Origin of the sequence: Phaeobacter sp. G2, assembly GCA_025163595.1 — a bacterium.
In the GTDB taxonomy this organism is placed as follows: Bacteria; Pseudomonadota; Alphaproteobacteria; order Rhodobacterales; family Rhodobacteraceae; genus Pseudophaeobacter.
Genome location: CP104100.1, coordinates 104,844 through 126,161, shown reverse-complemented (window position 1 = coordinate 126,161; position 21,318 = coordinate 104,844). Strand labels below are relative to the sequence as shown.

Genomic DNA, 21,318 nt, shown 5'->3' with positions numbered 1-21,318 from the left:
GAGACAGCATGGGTCGCGCAGGCGCCAGTAAAAATCACGACGATGGTCCGGAACGCAAATGTATTGCGACCGGTGAGACTCAGCCAAAGCAGGGTCTGATTCGGTTTGTGATGGGGCCTGAGTCTCAGGTGGTGCCCGATGTCTTTGGCAAGCTGCCGGGACGTGGGGTTTATGTGACAGCCAGTCGCGAAGCGCTGGATCTGGCGGTAAAGAAGAAACTCTTTGCTCGTGGATTCAAGGCTCCGGTGACGCTGCCGGATAGTCTGGCAGATGAGGTGGAGCGCCAGACGCTACGCCGGTTGGTTGATCTGCTGAGCCTGGCGCGTAAATCTGGCCAGGCTGTTGGTGGATATGAAAAAGTCAAGGATTGGCTAGGTAAAGAGCATGCCACAGTTCTGATTCAGGCAAGTGATGGATCAGGGCGCGGCAAATCGAAATTGAGTACCCCGCATCGGGGAAGTTTCATTGGATGTCTCACTGCGGATGAGCTGGGGATGGCATTTGGGCGTCAAACTATGATACATGCGGCGCTCGCCTCTGGTGGACTCAGCAAACGTGTTGTAGACGAGGCGCAACGGTTGCAGGGTTTGCGTGAAATGGTGGGCGGCAGCGGCCGCACAGAAGGATAAAGAGCTTTATGAGCGATAGTGACGGCAAAAAGACCTTGGGTCTGCGTGGCGGCGGTTCCCGGCCTGGGAATGTAAAACAGAGCTTTAGCCACGGGCGGACCAAGAATGTCGTGGTGGAAACCAAACGCAAACGCGTTGTGGTGCCCAAGCCGGGTGGCAACAAGGGCGGCAATGCCGCGCCTGCAACCGACGGTTCGCGTCGGCCTGCCGGGATTACCGATGCAGAGATGAGCCGCCGCCTGAAGGCGTTGCAGGCTGCAAAGGCCCGCGAAGTTGAAGACGCGGCCAAGCGCGAAGCGGAAGAAAAAGCCCGCGAGGAAGAACGCGCCCGTCGCCGTGCCGAGGCTGAGGCCAAGGAACGCGAACAGCGCGAAGCGGAAGAAAAGGCCCGTCAAAAGGCCGAAGAAGAAGAGCGCAAAAAGCGCGAGGCTGCAGAAGCTGCAAAACGCTCTGCCGAGCCCGCAGCCAAGGCCGCAGCCCCTGCGGCTGGGGCTGGCGCCGCCGCGCCACGCAACAACCCTGCCTCAAAGCCAGCGCCTGCGCAGACACCGCGCAAATCTGATCGTGAACGTGAAGAGCGTGGACGCAGCGCCAAGGCGCGTACTGGCGACGACAACCGTCGTTCCGGCAAGCTGACACTGGGTCAGGCCACAGGGGGGGCGGGCAACCGTCACCGGTCCATGGCCTCGATGAAGCGTAAGCAAGAGCGCGCCCGTCAAAAAGCGATGGGTGGCACGGTCGAGCGCGAAAAGGTTTTGCGCGAAGTGCAGCTGCCCGAGGCGATCCTGGTTTCTGAGTTGGCAAACCGGATGTCAGAACGTGTTGGTGCGGTTGTGAAATCGCTGATGCAGATGGGTATGATGGTCACACAGAACCAGACCATCGACGCCGATACAGCGGAATTGATCATCGAAGAATTCGGCCACAAGGTTGTCCGCGTTTCGGCGTCTGACGTCGAAGATGTGATCAACGAAGTGAAAGATAAAGAAGAAGACCTGAAGTCGCGTCCTCCTGTGATCACCATCATGGGTCACGTTGACCACGGTAAAACCTCGATCCTAGACGCCATCCGCAACGCCCGCGTTGTGGCCGGTGAGGCCGGTGGCATCACCCAGCACATCGGTGCCTATCAGGTCACCACCGAAAGCGGCACCGTGCTGAGCTTCCTTGATACGCCGGGTCACGCTGCCTTTACCTCGATGCGGTCGCGCGGCGCGCAGGTTACGGATATCGTGGTTCTGGTTGTGGCTGCAGATGACGCGGTGATGCCGCAGACCATCGAAGCTATTGCGCATGCCAAGGCAGCCGAAGTACCGATGATTGTTGCGATCAACAAATGTGACAAGCCCGCTGCGGATCCGATGAAGGTGCGCACAGACTTGTTGCAGCACGAAGTCATCGTTGAAGCCATGTCCGGTGATGTTCAGGACGTTGAGGTGTCTGCCCATACGGGACAGGGCCTGGATCAACTTCTGGAAGCCATCGCGCTGCAGTCCGAAATTCTGGAACTGAAAGCCAACCCCGATCGTGCCGCCCAGGGTGCCGTGATCGAGGCTCAGCTGGACGTGGGCCGCGGCCCAGTCGCCACTGTTCTGGTTCAGAACGGTACTCTGCGCCAGGGTGATATCTTTGTTGTGGGTGAGCAATACGGTAAGGTCCGTGCTCTGATCAACGACAAGGGTGAGCGGGTGCAGGAAGCCGGTCCTTCGGTTCCTGTCGAGGTTCTGGGTCTCAATGGGACACCCGAAGCGGGTGACGTGTTGAACGTGACCGACACCGAGGCACAGGCCCGTGAGATCGCTGAATACCGCGCCCAGGCTGCCAAGGACCAGCGCGCTGCTGCTGGTGCTGCGACAACCCTGGAACAGTTGATGCAGAAGGCCAAGGACGACGAAACCGTCTCTGAGCTGCCCATTCTGGTCAAAGCTGACGTGCAGGGCTCTGCCGAAGCCATCGTTCAGGCGATGGACAAGATCGGCAACGAGGAAGTTCGCGTACGGGTTCTGCACTCTGGCGTTGGCGCCATCACCGAGACGGATATCGCCCTGGCCGAAGCCTCCGGCGCCCCTGTCATGGGCTTTAACGTTCGGGCCAATACCTCGGCGCGGAACACTGCCAACCAAAAAGGCGTTGAGATCCGCTATTATTCGGTGATCTACGATCTGGTCGACGACGTGAAAAAGGCCGCTTCTGGTCTGCTCAGCGCCGAGATCAAAGAGACCTTTATTGGTTACGCGCAGATCAAAGATGTCTTTAAGGTCTCCAACGTTGGCAAGGTCGCCGGCTGTCTGGTTACCGAAGGCGTTGCTCGCCGGTCTGCTGGTGTGCGTCTGCTGCGTGACAACGTGGTTATCCACGAAGGCACTCTGAAGACCCTGAAGCGTTTCAAGGACGAGGTTGCTGAAGTGCAGTCTGGTCAGGAATGCGGCATGGCCTTTGAGAACTACGAAGATATCCGCGCTGATGACGTTATCGAGATCTTTGAGCGTCAAGAAGTTGAGCGTAACCTCGACTAATCGCTTTGATTGATCCCTGATCAGTTAAGACACAGAAAGCCCTGGCAGTTCAGCCGGGGCTTTTTCTTTTGCAGACTGGTTTTTGTCTGCCTTCGTTTTTGTGGATGTCGGTGCGCCCGTGCAACCAGGTCAAAACGCAGATGGGGCAGCCAATGGCTGCCCCGGTTCTGTGAGTGAGTGGTGGTCTTTCGAGAGCAGCGCGATAAGTGATGATCCTTGAGGATCTTATAGCTGCACTGCACGATAGGTACTGCCTGTATGAACCTGCCGAGGATCTCTTGTTGGCGTCCTGGGGAGAACATAGAGCCGTTTTGAGATCCTCTGGTCGTCTGTGTTGACCTTGAATAAACGCTATTTTGAGTGGGTTTGTTAATGTTCTGCCCAATTTCTGACAAAATAGTTAACAAAAGGTTTCTGGTGATTCGCGGTGCGAATCATTTTTAGAAAACTTCAGGCATTTAACGGTTATTTTCTGGTCGCTTGGCATGAAGGCCCACATGATGGTCCTGTTTAGTGCAAAACAGGCTGCAGGGAGCGCATAAACAGGGCCGCACGCGATGATGCAGAGGCCCTGTTTGCTTTGGGTTCTAGCGCCAGTTTACAGCCAGTCGCGCAAAATGGGGATCAGCGGGATGTCTGCGGCAGGCATGGGGTAGCTGCGCAAATCCTGCGGACGGACCCATTTTAGGGTTTGCCCCTCGCGGGCCTGTGGAATGCCGTCCCACTTGCGACAGGCAAACAGCGGCATCAGCAGGTGAAAGGTCTCATAGCTGTGGCTGGCAAAGGTCAGCGGTGCCAGGCAGGAAGACCAGGTGTCGATGCCCAGTTCCTCCTGCAATTCGCGTATCAGGGCTGCTTCGGGTGTTTCGCCGGTTTCGATCTTGCCGCCGGGAAACTCCCACAGACCGGCCATGGATTTGCCCTCGGGGCGCTGTGCCAGCAGCACCCGCCCCTCAATATCAATCAGCGCGACAGCGGACACCAGAACGGTTTTCATGATCGGTAATCCGCATTGATGGTGATGTATTGATGGGTCAAATCGCAGGTCCAGACAGTGCAGGTTCCATCCCCCAGGCCCAGGTCCACCTTGATGGTGATCTCATCGCGGGTCATCTGGGCAGCGCCGTCTTCTTCGCGGTAATTGGGGGAAACCCAGCCCTTTTCGGCCACCAGAACATCACCAAAGGAGATCGACAGCAGGTCTCTGTCAGCTTCGGCCCCGGATTTGCCGATGGCCATCACCACCCGACCCCAATTGGGATCTTCGCCGGCAATTGCGGTTTTCACCAGCGGTGAGTTGGCAATGGAAAGCCCGTGGATCTTTGCTTCGGCATCCGACACCGCACCGGTGATCTGGATCTCGACAAATTTGGTCGCGCCTTCGCCGTCGCGCACCACCTGGTGCGACAGGTCCAGCATCACGGCTTCCAGCGCCTGGGAAAATTCAGCACTGTCAGAGACATCAACCCCGGAAGCACCGGTAGCACAGAGCATCAGACTGTCCGAGGTGGAGGTGTCACTGTCCACAGTGATGCAGTTGAAACTGCGGTCACAAAGACGGCTGAGCTCGGCCTGTAGGGTGGCTTGCGGCAGCTGTGCATCGGTGAAGATATAAACCAGCATGGTGGCCATATCCGGTGCGATCATACCGGAGCCTTTGGCGATACCGGCAATCGATACGGTTTCACCACCAATGGTCACCTCGGCCGAGGCCCCCTTTGCAAAGGTGTCGGTGGTCATGATCGCCTCTGCAGCGGCTTCCAGCGCCGTCGCGTCCAGGCCATCGTTCAGATCTTTGATCTGGGCGATGATGCGGTCATGGGGCAGGGGCTCGCCAATGACACCGGTGGAGGCGGTAAAGATACGCGCCTCGGGCAGGCCGGTGATGTCAGCCACTGCGGCACAGATCTCTGCCACCGAGGTTTGACCGTAATGGCCGGTAAAGGCGTTGGAATTGCCAGAATTTACCAGAATGGCAGCTCCGGCAGAACTGTCACCGCCAAGTTTTGCCTGACAATCGCGTACCGGCGCCGAACGGGTTTTGGAGCGGGTGAAGGTGCCGGCAACCGTGGTGCCGGGATCCATCACCGCCAGCATCACATCGTTGCGGCCCTGGTATTTCACCCCGGCGGCCCCAGCGCAAAGACGCAGGCCTTTAATCACGGGCAGTTGCGGAAAGGAAGAGGGCGCCAAAGGCGAACGGGGGAGGCTATCGCCCATAACTAGTTCCTTACCAGGCTCAGATCGCGCAAAATCGCGGGGTCGAGATCGTCAATTTCAGGACGTTCTATGATTGCTGCAGCGGTCAGATCGCTGACGCGGGCCTCGACAGCGGCACTCTGCAGTTCCTGTTGAAGCGCTTCGCGGACCTCTTCAAAGGCGGGGGCAGCGGTCTTGCGCCGCTCTTTGAGCAGGATCAGGTGCCAGCCAAACTGGGTCTCTACGGGATCAGAGATTTCCCCGGCCCGCAGCTCCAGCACGGCCTGTTCGAATTCGGGCACCATGCGTCCCTTGGTAAACCAGCCCAGATCGCCGCCATTGGGGCCGGAGGGTCCGGTCGAGCGTTCTTTCGCCATGATGGAAAAATCGGCTCCGGTATCCAGCTCGGATTTGATCTCTAGCGCGTCTTCCTGGGTTTCAACCAGAATATGCGCGGCGTTGAATTCGTCACCGCCGTCGCCATCCGAGTATCTATCCTCATAGGCCTGACGCAGAGCCTCTTCATTGCTCGCGGAGTTCATCACGGTTTCGATGACATTGGCGGCCAGCAGGGCGCGTTGTTCGTTTTCAACCGCCAGTTGTACATACTGGGGCACACCGCCGTGCAGCTCCTGCTTTAGCGCGGTTTGCTGCACCAGCTGATCAAGGATGGCATTATACAGCACATCATCCGGCAATTGCTTGTACTGCTCTGGCAGACTGTCGCGGGCCATGATCATGTGACCCAGCGTGATCTCTTCGCCGTTGACGGTTGCAATCACGGTATTGGCATGTGGCGCGGCCAATGCAGGCAGGGGCAGGGCCATAAATAGAGCCACTGCTGTACCTTGCAAAAAAGTGAGACCTTTACGCATTGAATTCTTCCTATTCCCGGGCCGCAAAGGGGCGCGGCGTTGACACTTATTTTCCTGCCCCTTACATCCCAAAAGAGGCCCGGGGCCGGACCGTCGTTTCCACTATTGTTTATGGGTTGCGACCACGACGGGCAAGCCTGCCTGACATCAGGGCCACCAAGAGGATCGTTGGAGAACACATGCTGGGTATCGGAACACTCGCCAAAAAGGTTTTCGGGACACCGAATGACCGTAAAATCAAGGCGACACGGCCATTGGTTGCTCAAATCAATGCGCTGGAAGACACGTTCGAGAAACTCAGCGACGAGGGTCTCAAAGACAAAACCGTTGAGCTGCGCAAGCGGGCTCTGGAGGGCGAGTCACTGGATGCGCTGTTGCCCGAGGCCTTTGCCAATGCGCGCGAAGGTGCACGCCGGGCCCTGGGCTTGCGGGCCTTTGATACCCAGCTGATGGGCGGGATCTTCCTGCATCAGGGGAACATCTCCGAGATGAAGACCGGCGAGGGGAAAACCCTTGTGGCGACCCTCCCGGCCTATCTGAATGCGCTGACCGGACGTGGCGTGCATGTGGTGACGGTGAACGAATATCTGGCCAAACGTGACTCCGAATGGATGAGCAAGGTCTTTGATGCGCTTGGCATGACAACAGGTGTGATCTGGTCGGGGCAGCCTGATGAAGAAAAGATGGCGGCCTATGGTTGCGATGTCACCTATGCCACCAATAACGAACTTGGCTTTGACTATCTGCGCGACAACATGAAGCCCAGCCTGGATCAAGTTTTCCAAAAGCAGCACAACTTTGCCATCGTGGATGAGGTCGACTCGATCCTGATCGACGAAGCGCGGACACCGCTGATTATCTCTGGCCCGGCAGAAGATCGTTCGGAGCTCTATATTACCATCGACAAGATGATCCCTCTTTTGTCGGAAGAACACTACGAAATTGATGAAAAAACCCGTGGTGTAACCTTCACCGAGGAAGGCAATGACTTTCTCGAACAGACCCTGCGCGAGCACGGCCTGCTGGAGGCAGAGGCCTCATTGTATGACCCTGAAAGCACCACCGTGGTGCACCATGTGAATTCGGCTCTGCGGGCACATAAGTTGTTCCAGCGGGACAAGGATTACATCGTGCGCGATGGCGAGGTGGTGCTGATTGATGAATTCACCGGACGGATGATGGCGGGGCGCCGTCTTTCTGAGGGGCTGCATCAGGCGATCGAGGCCAAGGAAGAGGTCAATATCCAGCCGGAGAACACCACGCTGGCCTCTGTCACCTTCCAGAACTACTTCCGCCTTTATGACAAGCTGTCCGGCATGACCGGCACAGCCCTGACCGAAGCCGAGGAATTTGCCGAAATCTACGGTCTGGGCGTGGTTGAAGTGCCGACAAACAAACCCATCGCACGGGTGGACGAGGACGACCGGGTCTACCGCACGGCGGCTGAAAAGTTCCAGGCCATGGTGGATGAGACAAAGACCGCCCATGCCAAAGGCCAGCCGGTGTTGTTGGGGACCACCTCAATCGAGAAGTCCGAACTGCTGAGCATGATGCTGCAGAAAGAGGGCATCAAACATAACGTGCTGAACGCCCGTCACCACGAGCAGGAAGCCCAGATCGTTGCGGATGCGGGTCGGCTCAACGCGGTGACCATCGCCACCAATATGGCGGGCCGGGGGACTGATATTCAGCTGGGCGGCAATGTCGATATGATCGTGATGGCGGCGCTTGAGGCCAACCCGGATGCGGATCCTGTCGCTCTGCGGGCTGAGGAAGAAGCTAAGCACGCCGAAGAAAAGAAAAAGGTTCTGGAGGCGGGTGGCCTTTGTGTGATGGCCTCTGAACGTCACGAAAGCCGCCGGATCGACAATCAGCTGCGCGGCCGTTCTGGTCGCCAGGGGGATCCAGGGCGCACCTGTTTCTATCTCAGTCTCGAAGACGATCTGATGCGGATCTTTGGCTCTGAGCGGCTGGATAAGGTTCTGTCGAGCCTTGGCATGAAGGAAGGTGAAGCGATCATTCACCCCTGGGTGAACAAATCGCTGGAACGCGCCCAGGCCAAGGTCGAGGGTCGTAACTTTGACATGCGTAAGAACGTGCTCAAATTTGACGATGTGATGAATGACCAGCGTAAGGTGATCTTTGGTCAGCGTCGTGAAATCATGGCAGCCGAAGACCTGTCTGAAATCGTCGGCGATATGCGCCATGAAGTGATCGAAGAGTTGATCGACACCTATATGCCGCCCAAAACCTATGCCGAGCAGTGGGACATTGAGGGCCTGCATGCTGCTGTTTTGGAAAAGCTGAGCATGGATGCGCCGGTAGCTGACTGGGCCGCCGAAGAGGGCGTCGACGATGAGCAGATGTCGGAACGCCTGGCCGAAGCCGCTGACCAGATGATGCAGGAAAAGACCACAGCCTTTGGTCCGGAAAGCATGCGCAACATCGAAAAACAGGTGCTGCTGCAGACCATTGATGCCAAATGGCGTGAACATCTGTTGACGCTGGAACATTTGCGCTCGGTCGTGAGCTTCCGCGGCTACGCACAGCGTGATCCGCTGAACGAGTATAAAAACGAGAGCTTCCAGCTGTTTGAAACCATGCTCGATTCCCTGCGCGAAGATGTGACCCAGCAGCTGAGCCGGGTGCGTCCAATGACCGATGAAGAGCAGCAGAAGATGTTGGCTGAAATGGCCGCACGTCAGGCTGCCATGCAGCAAATGGCGTTGGGTGGGGCTGCTGCAACGCCAGAAGCCAACCCAGAGGATGCGGCGCCCGGATTTGTTGAGGATGATCCCTCAACCTGGGGCAACCCGTCGCGCAATGACAAATGTCCCTGCGGATCGGGTAAAAAGTTCAAACATTGCCACGGACGTCTGACCTGACCCTGTCCTTATAAACGTGCCGCAGTACGGCCCGTTGTGATACATCATAAACTAATCATAAATAGCCCCGGCCTTTGGTCGGGGTTAATTCTTTTTGGCTAGCTCTAATCCCGAGTTCACCAAAACGGCGTGGCAGATCGCTGCGCCCTATTTGGTCAAACTGAGGGTAAATGCCCAAATCATATCAACGGGTGGCCATAAACCGGCCTCCTTTTGCGGGTCAGATCTAAAGGCCCGAATTAGGTTTATTGATCGGGCGTTGGAGAGTTGAAATGCTGAACAAACGCATACTTCTGATCAGCGCGGCCACGGCGGCCTGTGCCTTGGGGATTGGCTTCTTTATGCAGCCTTCCACCGTTGCGCCTGCGGGTTCGGGCGGCGATTCTGATCTGGCTGGACAGCAGTTGCCGCAGGAACCGGCGTTGGCCAAACCGATTTCCATCGAAAAAATTACCCTGACATCTGCGAACCCTGATCTTGCGGATGAAGATGAAACCACTGCTTCGGATCAACCCACTAGGGGCCGTCAGTTGCCGGTTGCAGCCTGCGGTGTGACGGCAGGTGCTACCGCTCTTCCTGGCGCCTTGGTGGCGCTGAAAATCGCCGCGCCTTGCCGGGGAAATGAACGGATTACCCTGCACCATCAGGGCATGATGGTCACAGAAACACTTGGACCGGACGGGCAGCTGGATCTGGTGATCCCAGCGCTGTCCAGCATGGCCACTTTTATTGTTGAGCCTGCCAGTCTTACGACGGATGCAGACCCGGCGACTGTGGGTGCGGTTGTGCAGGTGGCGGTGCCGGATATGGCAGAGGTCGACCGGGTTGTGGTGCAATGGAGCGGCAACAGCGGGTTCGAAATACATGCCCGCGAGTTCGGGGCGCAATACGGCGAAAACGGTCACGTCTGGCATGGGGCTGATCCAAATCAGGCCTCCGCTGGCAAGATGGTTCAGCTAGGCGATGCCGCTCAACTGGTGCCGCGCCTGGCAGAGATTTATAGCTTTCAAAGAGATACGGGCGCGCCCGCCGCACAAGCGGGTGTCATCGAAATCAGTATCGAGGCAGAGATCACCGAAATAAATTGTGGCCGCGAAATCGCAGCGCAGAGCCTGCGGGTTGTCGCCGGACGGGTTCAAACGCGGGATCTGGTTCTCAACATGCCAGATTGCACGGCAACTGGTGATTTTCTGGTGTTGAATAATCTGGTAGAAAACCTGAAAATCGCTGCAAGATAATCTGCAGCTAATTCAGGACTTCACATGGTCAATTTTCGTGCGGCGGTTTGCGCCGCACTTCTCCTTTTTGTCACTGCGCACAGTGGACGGGCGCAGGATGTCACCCTGTCGTCCCCCGATGGCGTGGTTGAGATCAGCGGCAATCTTTTGGGATTCGATGGAGAATTCTATCGGGTCGAAACCAAGTTTGGAGAGTTGACGCTTGATGGATCAGGGGTCAGTTGCGAAGGGCCAGGCTGTCCCAGCCTGTCGGATTTTGTCGCCGAGGTTACCCTGTCCGGTTCAGCGCAGATGGCAGAGGTTCTTTTGCCGGCCTTGATCGAAGGTTTTGCCCTGCGCAATGGCTATAAAACCCAACGCGAATCCCTGCCTGACGGCAATTTCGAATATCTTTTGGTCCAGCGTGCGGGGCGTCCTGTGGCGCGGTTTTCCTTTCTGGTCAGCACCACCGATGTGGGCTTTGCCGATTTGATCGCACAACAGGCCGATATCGTGATGGCCCTGCGTGAAATGCGCCCCACGGAACAAACACTGGCCCGTGCCGCTGGGCTGGGGGATATGACGGTGGCTCAACGCAGCCGGATTGTGGCGCTGGATGCCATGGTACCGGTGGTCTCGCCCGAGAACCCGGTCACGCGGATATCGATCCCGGATCTGGCGGCAGTGTTTTCCGGTGCAATTACCAATTGGCAGACGCTGGGTGGACCGGATGCGCCGATTTCCGTGCATATGCCCCTGGCGAACTCTGGATTGACCCAGGGCTTTGCAGATCGGGTTTTGGCCGCGTCAGGGGTGCAGCTGACGCAGGATCTGCGGTATCACGAGCGCGGCGCGGCCCTGGTGCGGAGGGTTGCGACCGATCCCTTTGCAATTGGCATCAGCAGTTTTTCCAACGTCGGCTCCACCCGGATGTTGACCCTGACAGGGGGCTGCGGGTTTTCGCTTCGGGCCAATCGGCGCGGGATCAAAACCGAAGACTACCCGCTGACGGCGCCGATGTTTTTATATCTGCCGCAACGCCGTCTGGCCAAGGTCGCGCGGGACTTTCTTGCCTATGTGCGTGGCCCAGGAGCGCAGATCGTGATCAGACGGGCCGGATTTGTCGATCAGGCGCCTGAGCATATTTCGATGAACGCCCAAGGGGATCGGTTGAGCAATGCGATCTTGGCGGCCGGACCCGAGGTAGAACTGGCAGAATTGCAACGGCTGGTGCGCAGATTGACCGGGTTTCGCCGTCTGACCACCTCTTTTCGCTTCGAAGCAGGCTCTGCCCGCCCGGATGCGCAGTCTCGCAGCAACGTGGAACAATTGGCCCGGGCGCTGGAAACCGGGCTTTACGACGGTAAGGTGCTTAATTTTGTAGGGTTCTCCGATGGGGACGGAGCGGCGGCCGGCAACCGGAGTATTGCGTTGAAGCGGGCGGAGAGCGTGCGTGATGCGGTGCTGGCCACGGCGGAGCCAGGCAGCGTCGCGCGGGTGTCGGTGCAGGTGGATGCCTTTGGTGAGGCGCTGCCCATGGCCTGCGATGACAGTGGCTGGGGCCGCCAGGTCAACCGCCGGGTCGAGGTCTGGGTGCAATAACCCAAGGCCCGCTTGCCCTGTTGCCAAGCCGCTGTGTTGCGCCGCCAAAGGGGGGCTCTCCCGCAGCTTTTGGCCTCATCACGATGAGACAAAGCGCTTTGGGCCCGGCGCCGCTGACGCGGCGCAGTTGGCGCCCCTGGCCACCGTGGCGGTTACAACAACAGACCTTCTGCACGGAAACTGAGTTCAGCATTACTGCCAATGATCAGATGGTCATGCAGGGTGATCCCCAGCGGAGTGAGCGCCTGATTGATTCGCTCGGTCATGTCGATGTCACTGGCAGAGGGCGTCGGATCGCCAGAAGGATGGTTGTGCACTAAAATGAGCGCGCTGGCGTTCAGGTCCAGCGCCCGCTTGGCCACCTCACGGGGGTAGACCGGCACATGATCAACGGTGCCGCGGGCCTGTTCCTCATCCGCGATCAGACAGTTTTTGCGATCCAGAAACAGCACTCGGAAATGTTCCGTACTGCGGTGAGCCATAGCGGTGTGGCAATAGTCCAGCAAAGCGTCCCAGCTGGAAATCACCTGCCGCTGCATCACCCGGGCGCGGGCCATACGCTGGGCAGCGGCCTCCAGCACCTTGAGGTCAGTGATCAGTGCCTCGCCGACACCTTTGACCTGGGCCAGCCGTTCCGGCCGGGCGCTGACAACGCGGGCAAAGTCGCCAAACTGTTTCAGCAGCTGATGCGCCATCGGTTTCACATCCTGGCGCGGCAGGGCGCGAAACAGAACCAGCTCCAGCAGCTCATAGTCCGGCATCGCAGCAGCCCCGCCTTCGCGGAACCGTTGCCGTAGGCGTATGCGGTGGTCCTTAATGTAAGAGGGCAGGCGCCCGGCCGTTAGTGGCGCTGGAGCCGGGGCCTCCTGCGTCGTCAGAGCCTCGTTTGCGAACAGCGGCAGGGTGCCAGTGCTGCCTGCCTTGCCATGTGCCATCTGGAGCCCTCTGCTGCTGGTCTGGAGCGGGTTCAAGGCTAGGCGGTGAAAGGCCGGCCGCAAAAGAAAAGCGCCCCCAAAGGAGCGCTTTTAATGGTGATGTTTTGGTTTTGAGGGGGTGAGCGAGGCTCACATCACCCTTTCATACCGTCCCAGAAGCCCTTGACCGAGGAAAAGAAGCTGCGGGATTCGGGGTTGGTGGTGTCTTCCGACAGGTCCTCGAATTCGCGCAGGATTTCCTTTTGGCGAGCGGTCAGGCTGACGGGTGTTTCCACCGCCAGTTCGATGAACATGTCGCCAACGCCGCCGCCACGCAGGGCGGGCATGCCCTTGCTGCGCAGACGCATCTGGCGGCCAGACTGGCTGCCCTCGGGGATCTGCACGCGGCCCCGGCCACCGTCGATGGTGGGCACCTCGATGGCGCCCCCAAGCGCGGCCTTGGCCATGGAGACGGGCACCCGGCAATAGAGATTGTTGCCGTCGCGCTCGAACAGATCATGGGCGGAGACCTCGACAAAGATGTAGAGATCACCCGGAGGACCACCACGCAAGCCAGCTTCGCCTTCGCCAGCCAGGCGAATGCGGGTGCCGGTTTCCACGCCTGCGGGGATGTTCACCGACAGAGAGCGGTCCTTTTCGATCCGGCCATGACCGTGGCAGGTTTTACACGGGTTCTTGATGATCTGGCCCAGACCGGAACAGGTCGGGCAGCTGCGTTCCACGGTAAAGAAGCCCTGTTGCGCGCGCACCTTGCCCATACCGGAACAGGTAGGGCAGGTGGTGGGCTCTACGCCACCTTCAGCACCGGAGCCGTCACAAGAGGTACAAGAGACCGACGTGGGCACCTTGATGGTCTTGTGCAGCCCAGAGAAGGCCTCTTCCAGAGAGACGCGCAGATTGTAGCGCAGATCAGCCCCACGAGAGGCGCGCTGACGCCCACCGCCGGCCTGACCACGGCCGCCCATGAAGTCCCCAAACAGATCATCAAAGACATCGGAGAAGGCCGAGGAGAAGTCCCCGTTGCCGCCACCGGGACCGCCGGGTCCACGACCGCCGCCGCTGCCCATGCCGTTTTCAAAGGCAGCATGACCAAAGCGGTCATATGCGGCCTTCTTCTCGGCGTTTTTCAGGACGTCATAGGCCTCGTTGGCCTCTTTGAACTGTGCTTCTGCATCCGGGTTATCGCTGTTGCTGTCCGGGTGCAGCTCTTTGGCCTTCTTGCGAAAGCCTTTTTTGATTTCATCAGCGCTGGCGCCTTTGGCCACACCGAGAATATCGTAATAATCGCGTTTCGACATCGGTTTACCCCTGCTGCCTCAACGACAACGAGCCGGTCCGTGGTCGGACCGGCCCGTTGCGGCCAAGTAGTTCAGACCTTAGCGCTTGTCGCCGTCCAGATCTTCGAATTCGGCGTCGACAATGTCGTCGTCACCGGGAGCGGCACTGTCGTCAGCGGCAGAAGGCTCATCGCCCGCGTCTTCCTGAGCAGCCTTGTAGATGGCTTCGCCCAGACGCATGGAGGCCTCGGTGACGTTCTGGACGCCTGCCTTGATCTTTTCGGCGCTGGCGTCGTCCCCTTCCAGATCATCCCGCAGCGCGGCCAGAGCCAGCTCGATGGCTTCGACAGTGGAGGGATCCACCTTGTCGCCATGCTCTTCGACGTGCTTTTCGGTCGAGTGGATCAGGCTTTCGGCCTGGTTCCGCGCTTCGATCAGCTCGCGACGCTCTTTGTCCGCCTCGGCGTTGTCTTCCGCGTCCTTGACCATCTGGTCGATGTCGGCATCGGACAGGCCACCAGAAGCCTGGATGGTGATAACCTGCTCTTTGCCGGTGCCTTTGTCTTTGGCCGAAACCGAAACGATGCCGTTGGCGTCGATGTCAAAGGTCACTTCGATCTGTGGCAGGCCACGGGGCGCTGGTGGGATCTCTTCGAGGTTGAATTGACCCAGCATCTTGTTGTCCGCCGCCATTTCGCGCTCACCCTGGAAAACCCGGATGGTCACAGCCGACTGGTTGTCTTCGGCGGTCGAGAAGACCTGAGACTTTTTGGTCGGGATGGTGGTGTTGCGGTCGATCAGGCGGGTGAAAACACCGCCCAGGGTTTCGATACCCAGCGACAGAGGCGTCACGTCGAGCAGAACAACGTCTTTGACATCGCCCTGCAGAACGCCGGCCTGAATGGCGGCACCCATGGCAACCACTTCGTCAGGGTTCACACCCTTGTGGGGCTCTTTGCCAAAGAATTTGGTGACCTCTTCGATCACTTTTGGCATCCGGGTCATACCACCAACCAGAACAACCTCGTCGATGTCAGAGGCCGACAGGCCAGCGTCTTTCAGAGCGGCAGCGCAGGGCTTCATCGAGGCTTTGATCAGGTCGTTGACCAGCGATTCCAGCTTGGCACGGGTCAGTTTCATAACCATGTGCAGCGGCTGACCCGAGGAGGGATCCATCGAGATGAATGGCTGGTTGATTTCTGTCTGGCTGGAAGACGACAGTTCGATCTTGGCTTTTTCAGCGGCTTCTTTCAGACGCTGCAGGGCCATTTTGTCTTTGGTCAGATCAACGCCGTGTTCTTTTTTGAACTCACCCGCCAGGTAGTTGACGATGCGCATGTCAAAGTCTTCACCGCCGAGGAAGGTGTCGCCGTTGGTCGATTTTACTTCGAACAAGCCGTCGTCGATTTCCAGGATGGTCACGTCGAAGGTACCACCACCAAGGTCATAAACCGCGATAGTCTGGGTTTCTTCCTTGTCGAGACCATAGGCCAGCGCGGCGGCTGTTGGCTCGTTGATGATGCGCAGCACTTCGAGGCCAGCAATTTTGCCGGCGTCTTTGGTGGCCTGACGCTGGGCGTCGTTGAAATAGGCAGGAACCGTGATCACCGCCTGGGTTACGTCTTCGCCCAGGTAGGATTCTGCGGTTTCTTTCATCTTGCCGAGGATGAAGGCGGAGATCTGCGAAGGAGAGTATTTCTCATCCTTGGCTTTGACCCATGCATCGCCATTGCCACCGCTGATCAATTCAAACGGCAGGTTCTTTTTGTCTTTTGCGAGGTCTGCATCGTCAAACCGGCGACCGATCAGGCGCTTGACGCCAAAGACGGTGTTGTCCGGGTTGGTGACGGCCTGGCGTTTGGCGGCCTGACCAACCAGACGCTCGTCGTCGGTGAAGGCGACGATCGATGGTGTGGTGCGTGCGCCTTCGGCGTTTTCAATAACGCGCGGCTGCGAGCCATCCATGATAGCAATACAAGAGTTGGTGGTTCCGAGGTCAATCCCGATAACTTTGCTCATTTTGATCCCTTTACTTACTAAGGCGATTACCCGCGGCCTGAACCCGTTGTGGCATCCAGGCCCCGATTTTGTTGCAGCGGGGTCTGCACCTCACTGCGTCACGGCGTATATAGGGAGCAGAAATTGACCCTGCAAGCGCCAGAACGCACCGAGAAATGCGATTCAGTGCGCTTTTTTGCATGTGATGTAGTTAAGAATGGAATAATCGGCATGAGCTTGTTGCGATTGCGTGGGTTTGAAATCCACAAGGGCTATCTGGATCTCGCCTCTCAGCGCGCCCTGATTGAGGTCCTGCGCCCGATTTTACGGACTGCCCCGCTGTTCTCTCCTACCGCGCCGGGGGGAAGAAAATTGTCGGTGCGTATGACATCGGCAGGGAAATTCGGCTGGATTGCGGATGAGACCGGCTATCGCTACGTCGAAAATCACCCCAAGGGCATGGGCTGGCCTGCGATCCCTGACAGGCTGCTGGAGCTTTGGCATGGGGTTACGGGTTTGCAGCGGCAACCGGAGTCCTGTCTGCTGAATTATTTTGGCCCGGATGCCAAGATGGGGCTGCACCAGGACAAGGATGAGGCGGATTTTTCTTTTCCCGTGGTGTCGGTCAGCCTGGGGGACGATGGGCTGTTTCGGATGGGTGACACCCGGCGCGGCGGCAAAACGGATAGTATCTGGCTCAATTCTGGCGATGTGGTGGTGATGGGTGGCGCGGCGCGGCTTGCCTATCACGGGGTGGACCGGATCCGGTTCCAATCATCGCGACTGCTGCCCAAGGGCGGGCGCATAAACCTGACCCTGCGGGTGGTAACCTAGTTAGAACTTAGCGAGCAACAACCCGAGTACTGAACCCATTCACCATTCTGGTTGATCAAGAAATCGGCCGTCAGGCCAAACACCCTGTCCGACATCCCGTCTGAACAGACCTGACGTGAGATTACGTAGTGGCCGGAAAGCGACTGCCCAGTGAAGCTGCCGCTTTCGCGCGTTTGATTGTTGCGCGAGCGACGCTCGATCAGCGGAACCGTCTCTTTTGGACCTCCGAGCAGCGAAAAGGTCAGCGTTCGGCCTTGATATTGCGAGAGGGCACGGGCTGACCAGAACGGTTCGGTGCCAAAACAGCTGGGGCCGTGATTGTTTGGTTGTGAAGCGGTGAGAAAACGCATGGAGACCCAGCCTGAGGTTTCACCAACATTCACCAGCCCCCAGTTTCCGGTCTCATCTTGGGTTATGACCTCGATTTGATCTTCAGCGGGAGCGAAGAAGCCAATGATCTGCGATTTTGCGGATGCAGTTGAGCGTATGTTCAGAACGTCATTATCAGCCACACCGACGACGTGAAACAGCGCCGGGAGATCTTGCGCTGCGACGGGAAAAGCCAGGCAGGTCAATCCAAAGAGGACGGCAGCCAGACTTTGCCTCATCGCCGCGCGCTCCAGCTGATCGAGACATGCCGACGGGTATAGAACTCTCCCATCAGGCCAATCACAACCAGGATCAGCGCCACCCAAGCGGCGTATTCCCAGTTGCTGTAATGGGGGTTGTAGTTGATAAAAACAAAGCCCCGCGCCTGATCAATACAGTGAAACAGCGGGTTCCAGTCAAACATCGCCAACATGAAACTGGGCAGGGTATTGGCCAGGAACATCTTGCCCGAAGCGATCATATTGGCACGTTGATAGATGGTGGTCATGATGCCCACTACGCCAGGCGCCCAGGGTTTCAGTACCAGAAACACCAAGCCAACAGCGGCCCCGGTGACCCAGGACAGCAAGATCATGCCGTAGGCCTGAATGGGCTGTTCGATCTCCAGCGGGGTAAAGGCCACATGGTAGACAAACAGGATCAGAAACAGCGACACCGTCTGGATGTAAAGCGAGCCAAGCGCTGCCGAGAGAATCGCCACCATTGTATTCATTGGTGCGTGTTGCATCATCGGGCTGGCAGGGCCTTCGGCGCCGGCAACGGCACCAACGGTTTTGGTATGGGTCAGGAACAGAAAGATACCCGACATCACATAGAGCAGGAAGTCGCCCCGAATAGCAGACCCGCGCATCCCCAGCACCGAGAACATAAAGTAGAAGACAGCGACAAACATCACCGCCTGCATAATATTCATTCCCAAAGCGATGAGCGCATTATTGTGTTTTGAACGGACACTGCGCACGACAGAATGAAACACCACCTCAAAGAGTGAGATGGCGCTGAAAATTCCTGTCGTTTTTGGACGGATCTGAAACATTTTGCCTGCGATCTGTATGGGGGCCAAAAAAGCTGACCGATATTCCAAGGGACTTCTTGATGATCCACCTGCGAGTCAGCATAAGGGGGCGGAGGCAAATTTTCAATTAACCCTTTCGAGCAAGGAGCGCGTGTGTGACCTACGAAGAGCTTATTCCAGTGATCCGCCGCCTGGCGATCGAAGCCGGCAACAAGATCATGGAAATCTACAACTCCGATGAGTTCGAGGTGAAGGTAAAGTCTGATGACAGCCCGGTAACGGCTGCGGATGAGGCTGCGGATGCTCTGATCTCGGCGGGGCTGCGCGGTGCATTTCCTGACGTGATGCTGGTCACCGAAGAGCAATCCGAATCGCACAAGGCACGCGGTGATACCTTCCTGATCGTGGATCCCCTGGACGGAACCAAAGAATTCATTCACCGGCGCGGCGATTTCACCGTGAATATCGCTCTGGTTGAGAAGGGCATGCCCACCCGCGGTGTGGTCTATGCTCCCGCCAAGAATCGCATGTTCTTTACTCTGGCGGATGGGTCCGCTGTGGAAGAAACTGGCGCCTTTGATCCGGCTGTGATGGGCGAGACGCGCCCCATCCGGGTTGCCAAAAGCGACAATGCAGCGCTGATGGTTGTGGCCTCCAAATCACACCGGGACCAAGCGACCGAGGACTACATCAATAAATACGCCGTCAAGGACAGCAAAAGCGCAGGTTCTTCGTTGAAATTCTGTCTGGTGGCTACTGGCGAGGCGGACATCTACCCCCGCGTTGGTCGCACTATGGAATGGGACACCGCAGCCGGCCATGCGGTGCTGTCTGGAGCCGGTGGCAAAGTGGTCCGCTTTGACGATCATTCGCCGCTGCTCTATGGCAAGGAAGACTATGCCAACCCCTTCTTTATTGCCCATGCACCTGATGTTGAGTTGAAAGAAGCTTGATGTCTGTTCTGATCGTTATTCCCGCCCGCTATGCCTCCAGCCGTTACCCCGGCAAACCGCTTGTCGAACTGACCGGCGCCAATGGAGATAAGCACACCTTGATTGAACGCTCCTGGCGCGCGGCCTGTGCCGTGCAGGGGGTTGATCGGGTGGTTGTGGCGACTGATGATGATCGTATCCAGACAGCAGCCCGAGGGTTTGGCGCCGAAGTTGTGATGACCTCGCAGAGCTGTGCCAATGGTACCGAACGCTGCGCCGAGGCCCATGCGGCGCTGGGCGGCGGCTATGAGGTGGTGGTGAACCTGCAGGGAGACGCGCCTTTGACGCCCCATTGGTTCATCGAGGATCTGGTGGCGGGGCTGCGTGCCGCCCCCGACATGGGGCTGGCAACACCGGTGCTGCAATGCGATGGAGAGACGCTCAACAGTCTGCTGGCCGATCGCGCAGCGGGGCGCGTTGGCGGCACCACAGCGGTTTTTGGCCGCGATCACAGCGGGCTCTATTTTTCTAAAGAGGTTATTCCCTTCTGCGCCGAGCACTTTGAGGGCGCGGCGCCAACGCCTGTTTATCATCATGTTGGGGTGTATGCTTATCGGCCTGATGCGCTGGCTGACTACCCAAGCTGGCCAGTTGGTCCGCTGGAGCAGCTAGAGGGCTTGGAGCAACTGCGGTTTCTGGAAAACAACCGCAAGATACTTTGCGTTCAGGTAGAGGCACGTGGCCGGGAATTCTGGGAGCTGAATAACCCCGAAGATGTGGCGCGTATTGAGGCAATGATGGTGAAAATGGGCAATAATTAGGCAAATTCCCCTATGCGACGCAGTCTTTATTCGACAGATCTCAAGTGCGGAGTTGAGCCACGTCATGAAAATTACCCAATTTGTAGTTATAATACTCCGTGTGGGAGCATCGCTATTTGATGCATTTGGGTCGGCTGCGCCCATGCCTGCCCCTAAGGGGTGACTGGCTAACGAACTAAAAGTCCAGGTGACTGCCTTTTGCAGACAAGTTCGCCTTAGACGTAGATGAGTGAGAAATTTGATGCGTAAAAAAGTGACAAAAGCGATATTCCCGGTTGCGGGTCTTGGCACCCGGTTCCTGCCCGCTACCAAATCGGTGCCCAAGGAAATCATGACCCTGGTGGATCGCCCCCTAGTGCAATACGCCATCGACGAGGCCCGCGCGGCGGGCATCAAGGAATTCATCTTTGTCACCTCCCGCGGTAAGGGCGCTCTGGAGGATTACTTTGATCACGCCCCGGTGCTGGAACAGGAGCTGCGCAAAAAAGGCAAGGATGATCTGCTGGAGATCCTCAAGAACACCTGTATGGACAGCGGCGCCATTGCCTATCTGCGCCAGCACAAGGCCCTGGGTCTGGGCCATGCGGTTTGGTGCGCCCGCCGTCTGATCGCCAATGAACCCTTCGCGGTGATCCTGCCCGATGATGTTATTGCCGCAGAAAAACCCTGCCTGCAGCAGATGGTCGATGCCTATGCTGACATTGGTGGCAATATGGTCGCCACCATGGAGGTTTCCCCCGCGCAGACCGCCTCTTATGGGGTTCTGGATCCCTGCGCCGGGGCCGAGACTTCCGGCGCGGTGGTTGCCGCCCGTGGCATGGTCGAAAAGCCCAAACCGGCCGAGGCGCCCTCGAACCTGGCGGTGATCGGCCGCTACATCCTGGCGCCTTCGGTGCTGCGCAATCTCAACAAGATGAAATCGGGCGCCGGCGGTGAGATCCAGCTCACCGATGCCATTGCCGAGGATATCGCCGCCCAGGTGCCGACCCATGGCTTCCGCTTTGAGGGCGAACGCTTTGACTGCGGTTCCAAGGCGGGTTTCTTGCAGGCAACGGTCTCATTTGCCCTGTCGCGCCCAGAACTGCGGGACGATCTGATGCAGCACCTCCACAAGGTCACCCAGATGGACCAGGCCGCCGAGTAAATCGACCATGGCCCTGCCGGGTGGGGGGCTTTGACGTTTGGGACCTTTG

Annotated in this window: 17 protein-coding genes; 9 read left to right on the top strand and 8 right to left on the bottom strand. The window is 58.0% G+C overall.

The features are described from left to right. Window positions 1-8 precede the first annotated feature (8 nt). Both N1037_00615 and infB read left to right on the top strand, forming a co-directional pair. On the top strand, window positions 9-629 hold the full coding sequence (locus N1037_00615; GenBank protein UWS79552.1) for an RNA-binding protein: 621 nt from the start codon (window positions 9-11) through the stop codon (window positions 627-629). Window positions 630-637: 8 nt separating this feature from the next. Continuing rightward, window positions 638-3,145 (top strand): translation initiation factor IF-2, encoded by a 2,508-nt coding sequence (gene infB / locus N1037_00610; protein ID UWS79551.1) that lies wholly within the window; start codon window positions 638-640, stop codon window positions 3,143-3,145. A 598-nt stretch (window positions 3,146-3,743) separates the two neighbouring features. Here the strand turns inward: infB and mutT are convergent. From mutT to N1037_00595, 3 genes are read right to left on the bottom strand one after another with little or no spacing between them, the layout of a single operon-like run. Further along, on the bottom strand, window positions 3,744-4,142 hold the full coding sequence (gene mutT / locus N1037_00605) for an 8-oxo-dGTP diphosphatase MutT (protein ID UWS79550.1): 399 nt from the start codon (window positions 4,140-4,142) through the stop codon (window positions 3,744-3,746). After that, on the bottom strand, window positions 4,139-5,365 hold the full coding sequence (gene argJ, locus N1037_00600) for a bifunctional glutamate N-acetyltransferase/amino-acid acetyltransferase ArgJ (protein ID UWS79549.1): 1,227 nt from the start codon (window positions 5,363-5,365) through the stop codon (window positions 4,139-4,141). Before argJ ends, mutT begins: the two co-directional genes overlap by 4 nt. Window positions 5,366-5,367: 2 nt before the next feature. Continuing rightward, window positions 5,368-6,219, bottom strand: a complete 852-nt coding sequence (locus N1037_00595) for a peptidylprolyl isomerase (GenBank protein UWS79548.1) — start codon at window positions 6,217-6,219, stop codon at window positions 5,368-5,370. A 179-nt stretch (window positions 6,220-6,398) separates the two neighbouring features. Here N1037_00595 and secA point away from each other — a divergent pair, with 179 nt between their 5' ends. The 3 genes from secA to N1037_00580 all read left to right on the top strand — a co-directional run bounded on the left by secA (window position 6,399) and on the right by N1037_00580 (window position 11,923). After that, entirely contained in the window at window positions 6,399-9,104 is a 2,706-nt protein-coding gene (gene secA, locus N1037_00590; protein ID UWS79547.1) for a preprotein translocase subunit SecA, read from the top strand. A gap of 272 nt (window positions 9,105-9,376) precedes the next feature. Further along, a complete protein-coding gene (locus N1037_00585; protein ID UWS79546.1) occupies window positions 9,377-10,342 on the top strand; it encodes a hypothetical protein in 966 nt (321 codons plus the stop codon). Window positions 10,343-10,366: 24 nt separating this feature from the next. Next, entirely contained in the window at window positions 10,367-11,923 is a 1,557-nt protein-coding gene (locus tag N1037_00580) for a phosphate ABC transporter substrate-binding/OmpA family protein (protein UWS79545.1), read from the top strand. Window positions 11,924-12,075: 152 nt separating this feature from the next. On the opposite strand, the gene radC is transcribed toward N1037_00580, so the two are convergent. From radC to dnaK, 3 genes are all read right to left on the bottom strand, one after another. Then, window positions 12,076-12,858, bottom strand: coding sequence for a DNA repair protein RadC (radC, locus tag N1037_00575; GenBank protein UWS79544.1), 783 nt, complete (start codon window positions 12,856-12,858; stop codon window positions 12,076-12,078). 134 nt (window positions 12,859-12,992) lie between these two features. Next, window positions 12,993-14,156, bottom strand: a complete 1,164-nt coding sequence (gene dnaJ / locus N1037_00570; protein UWS79543.1) for a molecular chaperone DnaJ — start codon at window positions 14,154-14,156, stop codon at window positions 12,993-12,995. Window positions 14,157-14,234: 78 nt separating this feature from the next. Further along, window positions 14,235-16,154, bottom strand: a complete 1,920-nt coding sequence (gene dnaK, locus N1037_00565) for a molecular chaperone DnaK (protein ID UWS79542.1) — start codon at window positions 16,152-16,154, stop codon at window positions 14,235-14,237. A gap of 210 nt (window positions 16,155-16,364) precedes the next feature. On the opposite strand from dnaK, the gene N1037_00560 reads away from it, so the two are divergent. Continuing rightward, complete coding sequence (locus N1037_00560; protein UWS79541.1) at window positions 16,365-16,967, top strand: alpha-ketoglutarate-dependent dioxygenase AlkB; 603 nt, start codon at window positions 16,365-16,367, stop codon at window positions 16,965-16,967. Here N1037_00560 and N1037_00555 read toward each other — a convergent pair. Then, a complete protein-coding gene (locus N1037_00555) occupies window positions 16,964-17,575 on the bottom strand; it encodes an SH3 domain-containing protein (protein UWS79540.1) in 612 nt (203 codons plus the stop codon). The genes N1037_00560 and N1037_00555 overlap by 4 nt on opposite strands. Next, window positions 17,572-18,393: an ABC transporter permease gene (locus N1037_00550; protein ID UWS79539.1), complete on the bottom strand. Its 822-nt coding sequence runs from the start codon at window positions 18,391-18,393 to the stop codon at window positions 17,572-17,574. Before N1037_00550 ends, N1037_00555 begins: the two co-directional genes overlap by 4 nt. Before the next feature lie 134 nt (window positions 18,394-18,527). On the opposite strand from N1037_00550, the gene cysQ reads away from it, so the two are divergent. The 3 genes from cysQ (at window position 18,528) to N1037_00535 (ending at window position 21,269) form a co-directional block, all read left to right on the top strand. Beyond that, entirely contained in the window at window positions 18,528-19,325 is a 798-nt protein-coding gene (gene cysQ / locus N1037_00545; GenBank protein UWS79538.1) for a 3'(2'),5'-bisphosphate nucleotidase CysQ, read from the top strand. Continuing rightward, window positions 19,325-20,125, top strand: a complete 801-nt coding sequence (locus N1037_00540; protein ID UWS79537.1) for a 3-deoxy-manno-octulosonate cytidylyltransferase — start codon at window positions 19,325-19,327, stop codon at window positions 20,123-20,125. Before cysQ ends, N1037_00540 begins: the two co-directional genes overlap by 1 nt. A gap of 241 nt (window positions 20,126-20,366) precedes the next feature. Beyond that, window positions 20,367-21,269, top strand: a complete 903-nt coding sequence (locus tag N1037_00535; GenBank protein ID UWS79536.1) for a UTP--glucose-1-phosphate uridylyltransferase — start codon at window positions 20,367-20,369, stop codon at window positions 21,267-21,269. Window positions 21,270-21,318 lie beyond the last annotated feature (49 nt).